General features: G+C 37.1%; 20 protein-coding genes and 1 pseudogene. 6 read left to right on the top strand and 15 right to left on the bottom strand.

Translation table 11 applies throughout. From position 1 onward, the window contains the following. Positions 1-80: 80 nt before the first annotated feature. A complete protein-coding gene (locus JCM1039_RS05735) occupies positions 81-1,355 on the bottom strand; it encodes a TcaA 3rd/4th domain-containing protein (protein WP_025015022.1) in 1,275 nt (424 codons plus the stop codon). Between the two features lie 94 nt (positions 1,356-1,449). On the opposite strand from JCM1039_RS05735, the gene JCM1039_RS05730 reads away from it, so the two are divergent. Continuing rightward, the gene (locus JCM1039_RS05730) at positions 1,450-2,148 is read left to right on the top strand and encodes a DUF4145 domain-containing protein (RefSeq protein ID WP_025015021.1); all 699 of its coding nucleotides are present in this window, start codon (positions 1,450-1,452) and stop codon (positions 2,146-2,148) included. Between the two features lie 23 nt (positions 2,149-2,171). On the opposite strand, the gene JCM1039_RS05725 is transcribed toward JCM1039_RS05730, so the two are convergent. The 6 genes and pseudogenes from JCM1039_RS05725 to JCM1039_RS10850 all read right to left on the bottom strand — a co-directional run bounded on the left by JCM1039_RS05725 (position 2,172) and on the right by JCM1039_RS10850 (position 6,536). Further along, positions 2,172-2,567, bottom strand: coding sequence for a PTS sugar transporter subunit IIA (locus tag JCM1039_RS05725; protein WP_025015020.1), 396 nt, complete (start codon positions 2,565-2,567; stop codon positions 2,172-2,174). A 123-nt stretch (positions 2,568-2,690) separates the two neighbouring features. After that, positions 2,691-2,990, bottom strand: coding sequence for a hypothetical protein (locus JCM1039_RS05720; protein ID WP_025015019.1), 300 nt, complete (start codon positions 2,988-2,990; stop codon positions 2,691-2,693). Between the two features lie 56 nt (positions 2,991-3,046). After that, a complete protein-coding gene (locus JCM1039_RS12385; protein WP_167330319.1) occupies positions 3,047-3,187 on the bottom strand; it encodes a hypothetical protein in 141 nt (46 codons plus the stop codon). A gap of 95 nt (positions 3,188-3,282) precedes the next feature. Continuing rightward, a complete protein-coding gene (locus JCM1039_RS05710) occupies positions 3,283-4,278 on the bottom strand; it encodes an asparaginase (RefSeq protein ID WP_025015018.1) in 996 nt (331 codons plus the stop codon). A gap of 18 nt (positions 4,279-4,296) precedes the next feature. Then, positions 4,297-5,067, bottom strand: a complete 771-nt coding sequence (locus JCM1039_RS05705; protein WP_025015017.1) for a MurR/RpiR family transcriptional regulator — start codon at positions 5,065-5,067, stop codon at positions 4,297-4,299. Positions 5,068-5,199: 132 nt separating this feature from the next. Beyond that, a pseudogene (locus JCM1039_RS10850) lies at positions 5,200-6,536 on the bottom strand (family 4 glycosyl hydrolase). 864 nt (positions 6,537-7,400) lie between these two features. On the opposite strand from JCM1039_RS10850, the gene JCM1039_RS05695 reads away from it, so the two are divergent. Both JCM1039_RS05695 and JCM1039_RS05690 read left to right on the top strand, forming a co-directional pair. After that, a complete protein-coding gene (locus JCM1039_RS05695) occupies positions 7,401-8,249 on the top strand; it encodes an SEC10/PgrA surface exclusion domain-containing protein (protein WP_025015016.1) in 849 nt (282 codons plus the stop codon). 337 nt (positions 8,250-8,586) lie between these two features. Then, positions 8,587-9,087, top strand: coding sequence for a hypothetical protein (locus JCM1039_RS05690; protein ID WP_025015015.1), 501 nt, complete (start codon positions 8,587-8,589; stop codon positions 9,085-9,087). A gap of 31 nt (positions 9,088-9,118) precedes the next feature. On the opposite strand, the gene JCM1039_RS05685 is transcribed toward JCM1039_RS05690, so the two are convergent. The 3 genes from JCM1039_RS05685 to JCM1039_RS10845 all read right to left on the bottom strand — a co-directional run bounded on the left by JCM1039_RS05685 (position 9,119) and on the right by JCM1039_RS10845 (position 11,971). Further along, positions 9,119-9,682 carry a GNAT family N-acetyltransferase gene (locus JCM1039_RS05685; RefSeq protein WP_025015014.1) on the bottom strand — a complete coding sequence of 188 codons (564 nt, stop codon included), beginning with the start codon at positions 9,680-9,682 and terminating at the stop codon, positions 9,119-9,121. A gap of 410 nt (positions 9,683-10,092) precedes the next feature. Further along, entirely contained in the window at positions 10,093-11,139 is a 1,047-nt protein-coding gene (locus JCM1039_RS05680; RefSeq protein WP_025015013.1) for an SLAP domain-containing protein, read from the bottom strand. Positions 11,140-11,521: 382 nt separating this feature from the next. Beyond that, positions 11,522-11,971: a TetR/AcrR family transcriptional regulator gene (locus JCM1039_RS10845; protein WP_236692590.1), complete on the bottom strand. Its 450-nt coding sequence runs from the start codon at positions 11,969-11,971 to the stop codon at positions 11,522-11,524. 464 nt (positions 11,972-12,435) lie between these two features. Between JCM1039_RS10845 and JCM1039_RS05670 the strand changes: the two genes are divergently transcribed. Next, positions 12,436-12,771, top strand: coding sequence for a hypothetical protein (locus tag JCM1039_RS05670; RefSeq protein WP_025015012.1), 336 nt, complete (start codon positions 12,436-12,438; stop codon positions 12,769-12,771). Next, positions 12,737-12,922 (top strand): hypothetical protein, encoded by a 186-nt coding sequence (locus JCM1039_RS12180; protein WP_155831136.1) that lies wholly within the window; start codon positions 12,737-12,739, stop codon positions 12,920-12,922. Before JCM1039_RS05670 ends, JCM1039_RS12180 begins: the two co-directional genes overlap by 35 nt. 637 nt (positions 12,923-13,559) lie before the next feature. On the opposite strand, the gene JCM1039_RS05655 is transcribed toward JCM1039_RS12180, so the two are convergent. Continuing rightward, the gene (locus JCM1039_RS05655; RefSeq protein ID WP_025015011.1) at positions 13,560-14,384 is read right to left on the bottom strand and encodes a hypothetical protein; all 825 of its coding nucleotides are present in this window, start codon (positions 14,382-14,384) and stop codon (positions 13,560-13,562) included. Between the two features lie 152 nt (positions 14,385-14,536). Between JCM1039_RS05655 and JCM1039_RS05650 the strand changes: the two genes are divergently transcribed. Beyond that, positions 14,537-15,175: a DUF3232 domain-containing protein gene (locus tag JCM1039_RS05650; RefSeq protein WP_025015010.1), complete on the top strand. Its 639-nt coding sequence runs from the start codon at positions 14,537-14,539 to the stop codon at positions 15,173-15,175. 57 nt (positions 15,176-15,232) lie between these two features. Here JCM1039_RS05650 and JCM1039_RS05645 read toward each other — a convergent pair whose 3' ends face one another. The 4 genes from JCM1039_RS05645 to JCM1039_RS05630 form a co-directional block, all read right to left on the bottom strand. Next, positions 15,233-16,258 (bottom strand): Lreu_0056 family protein, encoded by a 1,026-nt coding sequence (locus JCM1039_RS05645; protein ID WP_025015009.1) that lies wholly within the window; start codon positions 16,256-16,258, stop codon positions 15,233-15,235. Between the two features lie 13 nt (positions 16,259-16,271). Beyond that, entirely contained in the window at positions 16,272-17,336 is a 1,065-nt protein-coding gene (locus JCM1039_RS11700) for a hypothetical protein (protein WP_025015008.1), read from the bottom strand. Between the two features lie 266 nt (positions 17,337-17,602). Further along, entirely contained in the window at positions 17,603-18,529 is a 927-nt protein-coding gene (locus JCM1039_RS05635; protein WP_025015007.1) for a hypothetical protein, read from the bottom strand. A gap of 483 nt (positions 18,530-19,012) precedes the next feature. Then, the gene (locus JCM1039_RS05630) at positions 19,013-19,222 is read right to left on the bottom strand and encodes a hypothetical protein (RefSeq protein ID WP_025015006.1); all 210 of its coding nucleotides are present in this window, start codon (positions 19,220-19,222) and stop codon (positions 19,013-19,015) included. Positions 19,223-19,338 lie beyond the last annotated feature (116 nt).

Genomic DNA, 19,338 nt, shown 5'->3' with positions numbered 1-19,338 from the left:
TAAAACTTTGTCAATCTGTTTTTGGCATAAAAAAAGCTTTCCCACTTTTGAACAAGTGAAAAAGCCTATAATATCAAGCTTTAATTGCTAGTTTTTGTTTTGATTAATTTGCACTTTCCTAGAGTTTCAATCTCTTGTTGACCATCAACTTCATGGAAAATTGCGTTCTGGTATAACAGCTTCTCTTTCTTTTTACTCTTATCTTTGAATTTTCTGATAAAGGTTACTTCGTAGTTCACATTGCTGTAATTGCGTACACCAGGCAAAACAGAAAGGACTTTAACCTTCACGCTGTACTTCTTGAGATTCTTTTTCTTCTTCCAGGCCTTAACCTGCTTATCGATCTTCTTGTAGTCGGCGTTGTCCTTGCCATCGGAAAAGGCTTCAGCATCTGGCTCCTTGAAGTTGTCGTAAAGCATCTTAGCAGCATCCCCCGCCTGAATTAAACCAGGCCAGATTGGGTTAACGATATAGTCGCCTTCCTCATCTTGGTAGACGTCCTTTTCACCGTTACCTTGATAACTATCAGATGTATTATCGTAGTCAGTCACGTCGTCTTCACTATCACTAAATTCTGAGCTGATTGATTGTGATAAGTCGCGAACCGTCTCTGATTTGATCTTCTTACCATCGGCTGTACTTTGAATGTAGATTTCCATCCGCTTAGCAATTGGATAATCCTTAAAGGTATAATTACCGTACTTGTTCAATTTAGCGGCCTTGCGGTCATTAACGTAGATAATACCGTTAGGTACGCTGCGCACTTGGAAAGTAGCCGTCTTGATATTCATATCGACGGTCTTGTTTGACCAAATATTTACAATGGAGTCGGCATCAAGCTTGCGGCCGTTAACCGTTGATTTAACCGAAATGTGGTAACGTCCCGGGAAAACCAAACCTAAATCTTGGTAGTAGTTCTGGTTGCCACCTTCCATTCGACCAAAATTTTTGTGATTGATCAGCAAAGTTGAGCCAGCGTGGTTGGTTCTAATCTGCGGACGATAAACTTGCACACGCAAGGTATATTTTGGAAAGAGCAGGAAATATCTACCAGATTCTTCCAGTTGAATTTCGCCGTTATCTTGGTTGTGACGCAAGTTATAAGCTAGTCTATTAGCAGCTTGCTTGTGCTCCTTAAAATAGCTTTGGAGCGGTTTTAAGCTGCTATCGGTGACGTTCATATCTGGCGTTGAAGCCGTAACATACTTTGCCATTCCAGTTTTTGGATTGCGCAAATTCGTCACAATGCGGCTAATCTGTCGATCTTTTGTATAATAAAAATTACTAACGGCAACAAGGATACCGATTAAGACGATGATAATCCCCGTTGCCCAAAGTTTTTTATGTTTCTTCATATAAACACCCTACTTGAAAATGCCTTTTATATTAGGTTAACAAGTTGAGCTAAAATAGCAAATATCTTTTTCGAATTAATCAAAGGAAAACATAATGGAAATTAATTTTGATTTTTTAAAAGACAGTAAATACTTCAGTGAACAATATCCTGCCGCAGACAAAATTTATAAGCTGTACATAATCGACGATTACCGCGATGTCATCAGCAACTCGCGTCTGCTTCTCGAGACGATTGTGAAGAAAATATTTGATCTAGAAAATCTAAACAAATATTATCCCATTCACGATGGAGAATACCGCAATCTGAGAAATGACACGCACTATCTACGCTCCGAGGTCAATTACCCACTCAGCATCATGGATCTGTTCGACGAAGTCCGTCGTATGGGCAACGCTGCTATTCATGACAGCAAGCTAGAACCTGATAAAAAGCAGGCTTTGCACTGTATTTGCAACTTACATGATATTCTGGTCTTTTTGATTAATAGCTATGAAAATAAGGACCTGTACTACATCAGACCCGACATTTCCATGGAAGCTCAAACCGATGAAAAGCACTATTTTTACAGAAAAGCAAAGAGCGCAAGTACCCAGCATATTCGCTTATCTGATCATAAAACTACAAAGAAAAAGACTGTTCATCATCAAAACAAGAATTTAAAAAAGGCCAAGTATTATTCTTCTACTAAACAAGAAAACAAGGAGAATAATACTCAACCTATTGCAGATACTTCTAATAAAAAACAAGAAAATCTCTTTGATAAAATTAAGCACTTTTTTGCAAAAAAATAGACGGTATTTCTACCGTCTTTTCTTTATGCTATTTGCATACTCTTGTCGACATCAATGTCGCCACGACCAACTTGGATTGCTCTTCTTGCGGCATCATCCAAATCAGCACTGATCAAGTTGTGGCCTAATTCCAAAACCATTGGCAAGTTAGCACCACTAACTACTCTTACGCTGTCTGGGTGAGCTTCTTCGTATTCCTTAGCTACCAAGTGTGGCGTACCGTTTCTAAGATCAGTCAAAATCAAAACTTGACCTGATTGATGTCTGTCCATCAATTCAGCGAAACGTCTGCGGAAGTCTCTGATGCCACTGTCGTTAAGTTCAATTGTCATAATTTGATCATTTTTGCCTACAAGCATGTCATGTGCAGAAACTAGGCCTGAAGCAAGTCCTTCGTGAGTTGCAATTAAAAGTTCCATGATTTTTACCTCTTTATTATTGTATTTTATAAAATGTAAGCGATTTCTACACTGATATTTTAACACAGAAGCTTATGCAGTACTTGTTTCAGGCCGTTTTATAATCTATTTCCAATTAAACTCTTAGCTAAGCTTTTCGATGTCTTCAAGCAAAGATTTTTGTTCTGGAGTCAAACGATTTTCCTTCTTACGTAATTTCAAAACTTTGTGGCAAGTGTGCAAAATTGTTTTAGCCTTTTCTGCTACATCCTTGCCGCTCATGTCTGGCGTTACGTTGCTAAGCAAATTATCCATGTCTTCTGCAGTTACTGCGAAAACATCGTTTTCACCACCGTGTTCAAGTGGCATGCGGTTAAGTATTTCTTCGATCATTTGCAAATTGTTTCTTACTTCTTCAAAATTATCCAATTCATTCATGTCCATTTCATGTTTTTCTTTATTACAAACAAAAAAACAGCCACTTGCGTGACTGAATTAATTTACTTTTTACTAATTATTGCGTTGGAAAAACTCTCTGTTTTAGATTCAATTAACTTATTAGAATTGTTAATAAACAGAGAAATTCCAATGCCTAATGCTGCTAGGATTATCCAAATTTTTTCTAAAACTTTACTCTTCATCTGGCTACAGCTCCTTTATCTTTATATTATACAGGGAGCTTGCATAATAATGATGAGTGCGCTTACGTTTAACTAAATTGTAATATTTTTTAGACTTACTTAAGAGTTACTTCGCCAGCCACATTAGTGTTAAAGAAATCATCGATTTCATGAACGTCCATACCTTGACCTAAGGCCCACATCAACTTAGTGATCGCACTCTCAGACGTCATATCGCACGCACTGATCGCACCTTCCAGTAGAGCTTCACGTCCTACTTCATATTTAGTTAAATCGCTACGTTCATACAAGCATTGGCTGCTGGCGACGACAGGGATGCCGCGGCGAATTAATTTACCGATTGCGGCCACCATGTTACGACGAATGAAGTTCATCCCGCCTAAACCATAGGCTTCAATAACAATCCCGCGACAGCCGCTGTCTACCATCGCAAAGAGCAAATTGGGATCAAAACCAGGGAACAATTTGACCAAAGAAACATGTGAATTAATTTTGGTATTCAAAACTGGCTCGCCATCGTGCTTCTTTTGGAAATGATCGTCAGTATTAAAGACCAATCCATCTGAAGAAACAGTAGCTACAGGTGGTACATTCACACTTTCAAAGGCATCAAAGTTGGTTGTCCGCACCTTAACTGAACGACAGCCCAGCATTACCTTGTTGTGGAAGACCAAATAAATGTCTGGCGGACAAGTAGCAGCCGCCGCAAATGCCAAACGCAAATTATCGTGGGCGTCACTCAAAACGACGTTAATTGGCACCTGACTCCCCGTTAACACGACTGGGATATTTATATTCTTTAGCATGAAAGACAGCATAGAAGCGGTGTAAGCCATCGTATCCGTCCCGTGTGAAACGACGATGCCATCATAATCATTGCGGTATTTATAGATATTTTGCGCGATAAACTTCCATTCTTCTGGCTGAATGTTGGATGAATCCAGCTGCAAAATATCCTTAACGTGGATATCATAAGGCAATTTACCTAGCATCTTGATCAATTCTTCGCCAGTTTCCTTAGGTACCAAACCAGCGTTAGATGCTACAGAAGCAATCGTGCCCCCTGTTGATAGCAATAATAATTTTTTCATAACCGTTACCCTCTATTTTTACAAACCGCAATGCTTGCCGTATTCATTCATCAACAAATCAATCAAAACATAGGCTGAGCTGAACGTGACCGCATTTTGATTACTGAATTGAAACGGTGTCGTTCTAAAGAAGAAGCTGTAATCACTCAGCGACGCAATCTTCCCTGGCTGCCAACTGGTCAAAGAAACCAGCTTCAGCTGATTATTGACCGCATCGATCTTTTTCAATTCTTCAATAATCGTCTTGTTAAAACCGCCAAATGAAATCACAAACAGCATATCATTGGTTGCAACTGACCGTCCCAGCATAGATACCTCATCACGTGCACTCGGCAGAATAATCGCTTTTTTACCAATTAAGAAAAAGGAATGGGCTAAATATTCCGCGATAATTTGCTGCTGCCAACCAGTTGAATAAATATAGATCGTCTCAGCTTGATCCAAATCATTGAACAAATCGGTCAAATTCAGGCCCTTGAAATACTTAACAGTCTCTTCAAGGATCTTCTGCAAATTAGCGTCAAAATCCAGCCCTTGTGCATATTTTTCACGCTGTGTTCTTTTAGCTGTTAGTTCAGACAGTTCAAACTTCAATTCGCTAAAGCCGCTCAGTCCCAGCTTTTTACTCAAACGGAAAATAGCGGACTTAGAAACATACAGCTTCTGAGCTAATTCCATCAGGCTCAACTTGCTGGCAGCTTCTGGATATTGCAATAAATAGCTCACAATCGCCTTGTCAGTTTCGTTAAAGCCTTCTTTATTCTTCATGACTGCTGCTTCTAAATCCATCTGCTTTTTCCTTTCTTTCCTATGTTTTGCCTTTACTCAAAGAATATCATGTTAACCAAAAAAAGGATAGCCGCCACATTGACGGTTATCCTTTCAATTTTTTGTTTTATAAGGTGTGTAGTTTAGTTTGGATTATTTCAATTCTGGCCAGTATGGAGCGTTAACTGGAATCATGTCATCCAAAATCTTCTTAGCAACTGAAGCATCTGGAACAGTCTTGTTTAAAGCAAAGGCTTGAAGCATCTTTTGGTATGAATGTTCAACATAAGCATCAACAACCAACTTTTCACAAGTTTGTTGTTCCATCATCAAACCTCTTTGGAATCTGCCAGCCTTACCAGTTGCCATAGGTTGAATACCATCAGCACCAAATAATGCAGGAACTTCAACGATTGAGTCTGGATCCATGTTTGAAATAGCACCATTGTTAGGGCAGTTTGCCAAGAACTTTTCGTGTGTGTTGTAAGCAATAGCGTGAATAATATCTACGATATATTCTGAGTGCAAACCTGAGATGTCCCAAATGTTGTTCTTAGCGGTACCAGCCTTAACGATACGTTCACATTCGCCGAAGACGATCTTTTGACGGTGTTCACGAATTTCATCAGTACGAGTGTGCTCTGGATCTGCGTTTGCTACTTCGTATTGTGGGAAGTAGTAGTATTGCATGTAGTTGTTTGGCAAGGTTTCTGGTCCATCTTGTAGTCGTCGGCAACTTTCTTGAATGTTGCTTCCCATGAAGGTTCAGTATCCTTGTCGTAGTCACCGCCTACCCAGTAACCGTGGTCCTTAACGTATTCCTTAAGCTTAGGCATTAAGTCTTCGCCGGTCTTCTTGTTTCTAACTTCTTTCCACCAGCCGAAGTGGTTCAAGCCGTAGTAGTTGAAGTCAATGTCGTGCCAGCTGTCAAGGCCACAGATAGCTGCCATTCTGTCCATGTCATCGATAGGCATGTCACAGATGTTAATAATTTTTGCGTTTGGACGAAGACGACGGCAAGCCTCAGCAACAATCGCAATAGTGTTGGAGTAGTTGATCATCCAAGCATTTGGTGAGTATTCTTGCATCCAGTCAATAATTTGAATGATTGCAGGAATTGAACGAAGACCGTAAGCCATACCTCCGGGTCCTGTAGTTTCTTGACCATTTACGCCGTATTTCAATGGAATCTTTTCATCCAAGCTTCTCATGTGGTATTTACCAACACGAATTGAACCCATTACGAAGTCAACGTCAGTGAAAGCTTCCTTAGGATCAGTGGTGTATGAGAACTTAATTTGTGGAGCTCTTTCCTTCATGATGATCTTAACAGCTTCACCAATCTTCTTTTGACGTTCTGCATCGTTATCGTAGAACTTCAATTGTCTCATTGGGAACTTGTCTTGACTCTTGATTAAGTCGAGTACAAATCCTGGTGTAAATGTACTACCACCACCGGCAATAACTACTGAATATTTCTTACCGTTCATCTTATATTCTCTCCTTTGATAAGTTTTTATCTCTTTATGTTTTCCGTTTCATTTACCTTACGGTTATATTTATACCATCAATTTTGCTAAATGTATCCGTTTTCAATAGCTTCGGACTTTGTTTCGTGGCTTGGAACTCGTTTCGCCTCGTGAAATATTTTTTAGTAAACTAAAAGCCTTTTTTCTACCTTATATACAATGTATGTCACGTTCCTTTTTATAAAAAAGACTGTTTTAAGTCAGAAACAGTTTCAGCCAGCTGTTATTTCAAATGAGGTCTTTTTTGTATAACGTATAGCATTAATTTGAGATAATGAATATTTTGGCTATTTTATATAGTTTTCACCTTCATATTTAGTCAAAGGTGGCCTTTTTGACCATATATTATGTTTTTTTACAAACTAGCAATTATTCCTATTTATTATTTATATACTCATATAGTTAATATAAAGGAAGTGCTTATATTTGCCGGTATGACGGCAATCTTTAGCTTGATAATTTTATTTATCTAAAATAACATAGGTTATATCTATTAATTATTTTATATATTTCATTTTTTAGTAAAAAAAAACAAAATTATTTATTAGCCGTATAGGTTTATTATTTCTGACAGCAAAATAGCGCAGCAGCAACCTTTTAGCTACAAATCAGTAGCAAAACTATATACTTTGTTATTTCTAAATCCGTTATTAAATGTTTACGCATATAGAATTTGTTATTAATCCTGCTAATCTTATCTATTGAAGAAACTTATAGCGGATGTTTGAGAAACCGACTACTTCTCAAACTTTGAGTTTATACATCGGGAATTAAGATAAAAATACTTTATTAAAACGAAATTTCAAAACATAGGGGATTAGGAAAATGAGAAAGAACGTTAAACTTTTATTAACCCTTAGTATTGCTGCCGCACTAGCCGGTGGTGCTGTTACCGCTTTGGAAAACAATGGAAATACTTCAACTTCTTCTACTGCTGAAGCTGCTTCAATCACTTTACCATCTGGTTATACCAAGAGTGCTATTATTAAATGGAACCAAACTGGTAAAGCAAGCAAGGCCTTAATCAACGCTTCAAAGAAAGGTATGAAGGATAACACTTATAGCGGTGCAGGTTCTGACAACACTTTAGTTAACGTGACTAAATTAACTAACAGTCAAAAGGTTGAATTAAGTAAATACACTTTAAGTTTAATCAACTCTGCTCGTAACCAACTCGGCAAGCAATCTTGGACTTACAAGACTGGTGCTTTACACTTTGCTGATCGTGTAGCTGATCAATACTACGATCACAACAGATCTTGCTGGGATGCTGATCACTATGTTCCAGGTATCGAACGTGCAGCTAAAGCTTCAGGCCTTAATTCAAGAGTGGGCCAAGTTTATGAAGACGAAGCTGGCTTACCTATCTCATCTGAATATCACACTAACGTACGTACCATGTCAGCATTGAAGAGCCAAATTTACTTTAATGTTAAGCAAATGCTTTTCGGTGGTTTCTATGGTTCAGATAGTCAAATGAATGATTCTTCAAGATACACTGAATGGGAACACGCTGGTGACTTACTTGGTTGCCGTACTAAAAACTACGATGCTAAGACTAAGTACTTTGGTGTTAGCTTCAGTGGTTTGAAGGATGACCCAAGCAAGATCAGTGTTCACATGATGGGTGTTGCAAAACGTTACATTCAAAACTACAAGAAATTTAATCGCTAATCTGAATTTGTAGTTTCATTTTAATAAAGTTCCTAATCCAAGAGTTCAAATGGTTCAGTCACCTATTTGGGCTCTTTTAATTTGCAAAAATAAGGCAGATTGTATGAGATTTTCATACAACCTGCCCTTTTTATATTAAGCCATGTTTTTTATTTCTCAAAAATTTTTAATATCATACAAAAACGTCTTTAGCCCATTAATCATGCCTATATCGAGCTTTAAATCAAATTTTATCAAAAATACTATTGCTATATTTTTGTACTACTGGTATATTTTATATCTATAAATCAAAAGGGGACACAATTGATCTTGTTATTATATAGGGGAGGTGAATGAGTTGAATACACTCATCGCAAACAAGATTTTGAAGGAAGAATTAACATACCGACTAAGAAATAAATATTCTGTTACTCAGTTTTGTAAGACAGTTGGCATCACGCGCGGCGTTTTCTATAGAACTTATGTAGATATGCCTGATATGTTCTGTGACGTTATCCAATACAATATCCGTCAGCATTTTCGCAACCATCGTAATTGCGACACTGAACAAATTATTTTTGCTTTTTTAGAACATATCGATCAGACTCGTCTTTTCTACACCAACATTTATCATCTTGTATCTAAAAATAAATCTCGTCACATTTGCCAAGAAATCCGCAATACATTTTTCCAAGAGTTGCAAAAGCACTTGCATAGCAGTAAATATTCAAATGTCCACATTAAGAGCATCACTTCTGTGCTCTTCTCACACGTTACCGATTGGTTGGTTCACGAACGCGAAAAGAATGCATGCGATATCTATAATGAAGTAAGATTCATGTTAGCGAAGAAGGTATAAAAAAGGGATGCACGCGGCATCCCTTTTCTCATTAAATATGCTTAATCATATGATCATAAGTACGATCACCGATTGTCATTGACTTTTCTGTTTCGTAGCCTTTGTGATCGTAGAGCTTTTTTGCGCGTGGATTTTCTTTATCCACATTCAAGCTAATAATCTTGTAGCCGTGATCCTTAGCAATCTTTTCAGCTTCGTCCATTAAGCTGCTGGCGATTCCTTCACCCCAGTGGTCGGGATGAACCGCCAAAGAATCGATGTACCATTCATGTGGCCAAGCTTCTTGATCGTCGAAAATCACTGTTGAAATTGGCAAGCCAGTCTTAGCATAGTTGTGACGCAAAACAACATCGATGATCTTTTGGTCCTTGTATGGATACATGTCGAGAATACCGACAATCTTGCCATCTCTCTCATCCACCCAAACACGGCGGTAAGAATAACGATAGTCTTCTGAAATAAAGCCCAGTTTCATCAAACTATAGAATTGGTCTTCGGGCAATTTTTCAATCGACTTCATCTGCATTTCGTCAAAAATCTGCTTAAGAATAGGATATACAAATGGGAAATCTGTTTTTCTTGCTTGTCTAATCATTTCTACCTCTAAAAATAAGAATTAATATATTGTCTATATCTAATGTAACATGTTTTAACGCTTTTTGCCGTTTCCAGAATTAAAAGACTACAAAATTTGGCGATTATATGATATATTAAGTTTAGATAAGGTAAGCGCTTACTTTATAAAAACCAACAAAACCAGATTTAGAAATGAGGTGCTGTTGTGATATTGAATATTGAAGATGATAATTGTTCTTTCAATCGAAATATAAAAAATACCACATATCGAGACACCCATCAGGCCAGGAGCCTCTAGCGTAGACAGGCGCTTGATCTGTGTTCTGGATATTAAAAGTGAGGATTACAGTGTTTGCAAGCCTCACTTTTTTGTTTGCAAAAAAAAGAGTCGGAAAATTGATCCGACTCTTCTTTAATATTTAACGCAAATTATCTAATATTTAACTTGCTTGCTGGAATCCATAAGTTTCTGCCTGAAACCTTGTAGTAGGTTCTGCCGTTAATACTACGTCTTGCAGTGAACTTGTAGCTCTTTCTACCTGAAAGGTAGCTGCGAGTACGCTTACCAGTTGAAGTGTAAGCACGAACTCTAGCGTTCTTTCTACCCTTAACAACGGCTCTTACGTTAGCTTTTCTGATTGGAGCAATAACGTTTGAAGCTTTAACGTATTGGTTCTTGCCGATTTGGTAGTACTTTTGACCCTTGATAGTTACCAACTTAGCGTTGCTCAATGAACGAGTTGATGATTTCTTCAAAACGACACGCTTGCCGTTCTTTCTAGCAATCTTGCCGCTCTTGGTGTAAACGTAAGATCTTTGAGCAATACGAACTACAGGCTTAGCAGCTGAAGTGGTGCTAGTTGAAGTAGTTGAGCTGGTTGAGTTTGAGTTGTTGTCTGCTGGTTGTTGGCTAGTAAAGGTTGAAGAATTGTTTGCACTAGAGTTGTTGTTAGCAGTAGTGTTTGAGTTGGTTGTGTTTTGGGTACCATTGATGTTGGTTGTAGTACCAGTTGTGGTAGTTGAACCGTTAGTGGTTTGACCATTGTTAGTAGTACCTTGGTTTGAACCGTTGGTAGTGTTGCCAATGGTTGAACCAGCGTTGGTGTTTGAACCTTGAGTTACATTGGCTTTGCTGGTGTTGGTTGAGTCACTTGCATTACCAGTTGAAGTATTGTTACCAGTTTGAGTACCTGAAGCTGGAGTATTTTGCTTTTGACCACCTTGAGCTGATTGATCCCCTTTACTATCAGATGAAGTTGGATTATCAGTTTTTGGAGTTACTTTAGTCCCTGCAGTAGTATTGGCTTTGGGTTGATCTTCGCTACCCTTATCTGTAGTTACAGTCTCAAAATGACCGTTTTCGGTTACAGTATTTGTAGTATCAGCCTTAACATTACCAGTTGCTGCGCCAACTGAAGCAGCTGCCAATAATGCGGCTACGACGACACTACTATGTTTAATAAAATTCTTCTTCATTATAAATATTGCCTCGATATCTAAAATTTTATCTAATTACGTTTGTATCATAGCACTTCTTATAAAAAATCCAACAGATATGTCTTATTTGCACAAAATTTTCACAACGAATTTGGCCCATTTTTCGATCTTAAATTGTTAGTAATAGTGTAAGAACGTTTTTACAATAAAAAATTAATTTACGATTTTTCCATGTTCATTTTGTGATATTGGTTAACCTCCTTTCTACAAAAAAGCCTCGCAGTCATTTCGATTGCGGGGCTTTTTTAGTATTATTCAATTTTTACAAACCATGCGTTGAAAGTTCATATGGTGACTTCATCACATTCAACTTGATCATGCTCTTGATGTCTCTGACCGTCATTTGATCTGAATGATGTTGTCAAATGAGCAATGGCTCCAAGAATGCCAAAGCGTATTGTCTTGAAATGAACTGCAATTTGGTATTCTTTTTACTCAAGAGACGCTCTTGGTGATAAAGACTGTAGTAATAAATGATTGCTCGTTCGATCATCCTAGTTGAGTACTCAATGATCCGATATGGAAAATTAGCATCACCATTTCTCGACAAAAGCGTAGAAACAGACTCATGATTTTCTGTAGCAAAATTGATCAGCTCGTTAATATTTTGATCAATCAAACGATCCATATCCTTCTTACTTAGTGAATGGTTCATAGTTTGCCAGTGCTTAATATCCTTTGCAACTGCTTTTCTAAATTTTGCCATCAAATCATTTTCCAAATCGTCGAGCACTTCACTCTTATCTGAATAATACTTATAAAAACTGGCCGCAGAAACTTGCGACTTCTCAATTATGTCTTTATCTTTCACTTTATATAATGGTTACTCTTGGACCGCTTTAACCAAGCCATCCTGAATCCGATTCTTAGTATTTGTTATTCTTATATCCATACTCTATCAACTCCATGTTAGTTATATAATATTAAATCTTTACCATATTATTTAGCAATTATATTAACTTAAATTAACGCTATCATGCTGGGATTGAGACCGTAAAATAGTTTGTGTAAGGATGGATAATTCCTTAAATTAATTTCTTGAAACATTAGAAAAAGGAGTTCCTTTCTCGTATGATTGGTTTGAACAAAAAAACACATACGGAAAGAAGAACTCCTTCATGAATGATTTTACCCAAAATATGGCTCAAGCTCTATTCAATCAAGACAAAAAGTTATGAAAACTGCAAATTAGTTTTCAAAAACAAAATTTCAGAGTAAAGAGTTTTTTTAGTATGACTAAGACATCAACTAAAAAGAGAATTTTCATCGTAGAATATGGCTACGAATTATTCAACAAAGGTAATTTTTCAAATATCACCATCAATAAGATTGCCAAAGCTGGACATTTTTCAGTTATGTCACATTTTCAACAGCAAAGAAGCTTTACAAGACGAAATTTTGTCCATTGCTTTGGGTAGTTTCAAGAGCAAGCTTTCCTACAAGACCGCAAAATCCATTTCTGAATTGAACGAGCGTTTAATGGCAGCTTTCAAGGAAGTTTCAGGCTTGATTCACGAAGTCATCTGCAACAACGAAAATGTCATCAATCGTTTGACCGGCATCGTTGCTCCGCTTCTTGCAGAAATCTGTCCACGCCGATATCAAAGTTGACCTCTTTTTGATCTGCTCAGTAATTGCTTTGACCGAAAACATCAACCTTAAGATATCATCAGAAGATATGCTTAAAACTATCTCAAGAATGAATAATAATTTAAACCCGATTTTGGACCCAAATGATGAACAAGAACGCTTGCAAGCATAAGCCTGCCTACCAAAATAGCATCCCTTCAAGTGAGTAGCTGATCCTTCCCATTCACTTGCTAGGGATGCCTTTTTTATTTGTAAAAACAAAAATGAAACCCAATGCATATCACATCAGGTTCCATTTTTAATATGTGAGGCAGGCAGATGCTGCCGTAATTAGAATTAGTCGCGTTTTAAAATCTTGATTAAGCTGCTACCCAGCCTTGTTCTGCCAACATTTCATTCATGTCCTTTGCTGTAAAAGTACGTTCAGCAAACTTGAATTCATCAGCAGTGTTTAAAGTCATTTCCTCGTTTTTCATAAGAATTACCTCACATTCAACTCTTAACTCTCTTCGTTTACTATGACAACACCCGTTATTTTAAATGCAGGTATTTTTTGTTTAAAATACATATTTTGCAATAAAAAAAGTCCCAGATGAAAATCTGGGACCAGCTCAACCTCAAAATATACAAAATTTTAATTGAAAATACTAATTTTTTAAGATATAGAGTACGAGGTTTTGCCTCAGGCGTATTATAACAAAAATAGACCAATTTATGTCATATATGCACAAAAATTGATGATGAAAAACCTCTCGCTGATAGAAAAGACTGTCATTGCGAGAGGTATGATCTGTGTATTATTATACACTTTATTTATTGTTTTGCGCTTTAACAGTAGATCTCATCTTATATGCACCAATTAAAAATGAAAATGGCCACAAAATAAAATTAATTATGGTATTAAGTACTGGATAAAGCAACATACGAGTTAAAAATACTCGAAAAGCTTCTAACCACTTATTTGTTTTGGCACGTCGAATAAATTCTTTATAACTTTCTTGTACATAACTTATATCATAGCCAACGGAGCTTACTTCTCTAGTAGTCGGTTCATCATCAGTAGGTTTCTTTGCAACAACCGCATAATTTGAACCATAATTCTTTTGAATATTTGAAGTTTCAGGAACATTAACTGGTGTACTACCACCTGTATTTCTACGAATTTCATAATTGCTACCATATTTTGCTTTAACATTTTGTACTTCGCTATATGGAACATTAGTCGGTGTAGTATCTTTTTGTGGTGCATCATCTTGAACTATGCTTGTCTCTGGGTGTTCGTGAATCACCATTTTATCTCTAGGGCCCTCATCTATTGTTTCCTGGTAGGCTTGATTACCACTATCTTCCATATCTTGAAGCAAAGACTTTTCAAATTTTGAAACGTGCTTAGCCCACGGGAAGAATCTAATATTAACATAAGTCAACACACATAGAACTATTGCGATAATAATTGCTTCAATTATATTAGCTATCATTGCACCTAAACTACTGAACCCTGCATAATTATAGGTGGCAAGAATGTACAATGCATCAATGACTGCAAGTATCCATAAGATAGTTGTCAATCTTACATACTGAAACTTGTTTAATTCACCAGCAACTTTCCAAGCCTTTTTATAATAATTAATCATCTTCTATATCTACCTCACTTAAAAATACGATGAAACTCATTTTTTATTATAAACTCAGTATTTTAGTTGTTTAGTTTATTGTCATATTTGCACGAAATTAATGTACTTTAGTAGTTATAATAATAATACTAGTAAGCAGAAAGGAGCCAATCATGACAAGCAAAGACATCGAAAAATTAGAGCAAGCAGATCAATTAATGTTCAATCTTCCTAATAGCAATAATCCTAAGGAAGATATTTTAAAAGTAGGTCAACTATTAAAAGAAGTCGGAATATTGGACGACGCCAGTGATTTACGAACTATTGTCGACACATACAATCAAAATGCCCACGACGAAATCAAGAATGCTATCAGAAAGAAAATGAGAGCAACTGTTGGATTTCATCCAGAAATTCTCATCCAATATTTGCACGACGAAGATGATATGATCGCAGATATTGCCAAGGATTGTCTAACTAATTTCACCAAATATGGTCAAATAGTGATACGATTCGACGATAAAAAGGCTGCTTGGAAGGCAGAAAAAAGCGGCGAAGAATATCGTCAAACTTTCCATGAACTTGATGAAAAGCGCCACAGAATTCACAACGATTGTATCGACAGCATCGCGGTGATCAATCGCCTGAGTAGTCGTGACGGTTCCGCTACAACTTACGCTACTTGGGATAATTCAAGCATTACGGATATTAAAAAGGTGCCTCGTAGCGACATCGGTAATGCAATTATTGAACAATATCTCGATGAGTTGATTCAAAATGATCAAAAGGTTTTGAAACAAGTTGTTGATTAATTTCATATCCATGCAAATAGGCATCCCCAAAACAGGGACGCCTATTTTTTCTACTATCTAATTACCTAATTCACTCAATGGCTTCAATTTATCTACATAGCCATTAACTTCAGCTTTTTGACCTGAGTTAACATAATAATCTGACTTTAGGCGATCCACTGTATAATGCTCAGTCTTGTAAACACCATCAGCAACGACATGATCAGGATCACTGTACTTCACAGTAATATCGTCACCGTCTTGTTTGAACCAGTAATATGAAGCAGGCGAACCACCAGTGGTAATACAATCATATCCTGCAGTCTTACCATGACCAGCTGTTTTACTAAAGTACATGGTGCCATCCTTCAAATTACTCTTAAACCAGTCACCATTCTTTAATAAACCAATAAACACTCCAATCAACTTAGGGTCTTCTGAAGCTGAATCATCATCTGAAGCCTTATTGTCATCACTATCATCACTGTCTTTATCAGGCATAGAAGCATTTTGACCATTAGCAATTGAATTGAAGCCGTTGATCAAATCCTGGTTAGCAGTTTCTTTAACCATTACCTTGTCACCATTAGTTGTCTCATCAACCAAAACAATTGGCTTACCATCATGGAATGAGAAGAAGTATGTAATATGGCCTTCAAGTGGGGCCTTATCGCTATCGTGGTTGTAAATAGCAACTACATTATAGTCGGCATCACCTTTACCATCTGGGTTATAAGCCAACGATACTTTTTGATTGTTAATGTACACACGGTTGAAATCACGTGGGAACTTTTCACCAGCAGCAGTAGTAATTTGACCATCACCATCATACTTGTCATATTCTTGGTCCATTGTGTCGGCCCAATCATCGAAGAAATCATCAAGCTTATCCTGCTTGTCTGAATCCCATAAAGCATCATCATTTGAATCAGAATTGTGACCAAATTTTCCGCCGCCATTATTGGTACTGCCACCATTATTCTTTTTAACTTGAGCATTACCACTTGTCTTAGATACGCTGCTATTTTGTTTATTGTTCTGGCATCCCGTCAATGCGAGAACAGCCATCCCAGCTAAAGCAATCTCAATTATTTTCTTTTTCATTTCTACTCCCCGATTATTTCAAATCAACTGTTAAATCAAATGTCTTGTCCAAAGAACCATCATCATTATCTTGCGCAGAAGCATCGAACTTTATGCGAATGCTTTTAAGCGACGAAGTATTCTTCAAATGCTGAATTGGAATAGTGACAGTTCCTGACTTAGTTGTGCCATCATTAATATCACCATCCCAGCTTTCCGAGCTATCAACGCCATGTTGTTCACCATCAGAATAATTATATGTTCCTTGAGTTGGGTAAATTGAAACATCGTCATCCGCTTTGACAGTCATGTAAATTCTGGCAAAACCGTGAATATTAAATTTACCATCATTTGATGAGCTAAACATGTATGGTTTAGCAGTCTGATAAATGATGACCTTGTTTATTCTTACATCTCCACCATCCCAAGAATGATCGGTGTAGTCGACACGGTAATTTTTCATCGCCTTAATTTGGTATTTTTTATAATCAACACTCAATGTGTGACCGCTATTAGTATTTTGACTAGTATTAGCATCAAAATCTGACGAATCTCTGAAGCTGCCATCCGTCAAAATGAAGAAGCCCATGGAGATAACCAGGATTGATAAAACAATAATTACCCAAGTTGACCAAGTTTTATACCATGGCTTGTGAGATGTAGGTTGTGTAGTTTTCTCAGCTTGCTTGTCATCAGTAGATACATCCACATCTTGGTAGGGATGCTTACGATAACCTAATTTACCCCAAGGGCCGCCAATTGCATAAAAAATCATCAACACAACACCGTAAATAGCGGCATCACTATAATCTAGCATGGCACCATAAATGGCATTCAACCCAATAACAATGAAGAAAATAATCTTAACGATTAATTCTGCCTTCTTATTAGTGGGTCTTTTCAAAGTTACGAAGTACCAGATAGCTAAGCCAGTTGCCCATGCACCATCAAAATACAAAAATTGCTGGAATTGTCTAACTCGACCAACCCACGCAATTTCAAGTAAATACTGAGAATAACCAATTATTCCCACAGCAAAAATAGCTAGAAGAATTGCTCCCACTAATCTCCTAACATTCAAAGTGTTATTCTGTTTCAACAGATTTTCCTCCAAAATTACTTATATACAAACATTTTCATTATAAAACAAAAAGCCGTAGCTATTAACTACGACTTTGAAAGAAGAAATATGTTGAGAAAGTGGACTCTTATGTGAAACAGGAACGCAAAAACAAAAAAAGGCATCCCCCTCCAGGGGACACCTTCATCTCACAATTTATCTCTTCACTTTACGAGCACGGCGTACCTTTTTCACACTCTTCTTATCAGCTTTCTTAGCTTTAGCCAAAGCCTTCTTGGCTGCTTTTACCTTATTTTGGGCGCTTTTACTTGGTCTGGTTGTTCAATCTTGTTGTAGTAATCAGTTACTAACTGTTTGAATTCATTTACTGAAAAGGCAGGTTCACCGTAGCCAGCATCCCATGACTCGGTATTGTCATACTTATGATGCTCAGTGTTCAAGCCGTAGCCATAACTCTTGGTAGCGGGATCGGTCAAGTTGAGGTAGTGGCCTACTTTTTCAGCAAAATCATGATCAACTTGGGACAAACCATAGGCATCATCTCTGTATTGTTCCAAAGAAGGATTCTTCTTCACGCCCTTGTTCCAAATTGACTCCTCGCTCATCCAAAGACTGTTGGGATCATCAGGAACATTCCAAGCCAAGTTTTCATTAGCTTCGTAGTGACGAGCATGGTCGATCACATGAGTACTGTAATCTGCGTCCATCATCGCAACAGCAACGTCAGCCAAAGAAACTTGAGGAATATTCAAGTTGTACTTCTGACGGATTTTGATGTATTGGTCATAATAAGGCAAAGTTGCGTATAAATTTTTTAAGCTAGTTGCATCGCTAGCTTGACCCAAATTAACGTACTGGCCATACCAACTTGGCGCATCAATTTGACCGTTAACTACGCCATATGCAGTGGCCGCGTCATTCTTTTGTGCTTCGCTCATGCTAGAGTTTTCCGCAATTTCTTGGAAAAAGCCGCTAGCTCCACCGGTGACTAATTCATCGCCATTGATTTTACCTTTAAGTGCAGACAACTCGTTTTGCGCATTGATCAAAGCCTTGCGCTTGGCGTTCACTTTGGCGCTTTGCTTACGGTTATAAACAAAAACTTTCTTGGTGATTGAAACTGTGTTGGCAGCAGTCATGCCAGCCGGCAAGTCATCAGCCTTAACTTGAGAAGGACTCATCATTCCGGCCAAAGCGACAATGCACTGCATACTAATATCGCTTTCTTATTCATTTTTTACTCCCTAAAAACTTAACAAATTTCATTCAACTTAATTTTGGAACAATATTTTGTTTTTGCAAGTGGCTTTTGAAATAGATAAAAAAACAAAAGCCCTGATAATAATATCTATAAAATATTATCTCAAGGCTTTTGTTAGTTTAGGACCTACTCCTAGTGCCTCTAAACTTGATCTGTAAGTATTTATAATATACATGCAATATTTACAATAATCAAGATATTCATAATTAACAAAAATGCTTTTTTGTTAATTATGTGATTTCTTATTCTAATCATTATTAACAAAATGCCGGTTTTGTAAATAATGTCCTCTTAAAGTACACTTTATCATTAACAAAACAGCACTTTTGTTAATAATATTTATACTTGCTACTTTTCTGTTTCTCCATACTTTTTATAAAAATTAGTCAAATTTACAGGAACATGTACGACTTCCACATGACTGTCATCGCCATTAATATATTCGCGATAGACTTTCAAAGATTCTAAAATTGTAGATTTTGACATAATTATCTATCCCATTCTGAAAATCATCTTTCAATTCATCAATATTCTTTCCTTCATAAGAAATGATCACATTCTTCAAGCCTAAAACATGACCAAATAAAGTATCGTCTTCTGTTTCAATCGTCCCTTTATAGCCCCTGTATTCGAGAGTATTCATAATCGATTCCTCACTTTTTAAAACAAAAAGCACCTCTGGATCAGAGATGCTTCTCGCAATAGGCTCCGCAGAGTATCTATCACTCTTCCTTATTTATTATAGCTATTACTCTTTCA

The sequence above is a fragment of the Lactobacillus kitasatonis DSM 16761 = JCM 1039 genome (assembly GCF_000615285.1).
GTDB classification, from domain to species: domain Bacteria; phylum Bacillota; class Bacilli; order Lactobacillales; family Lactobacillaceae; genus Lactobacillus; species Lactobacillus kitasatonis.
This window is presented reverse-complemented; position numbering and strand designations above follow the sequence as displayed.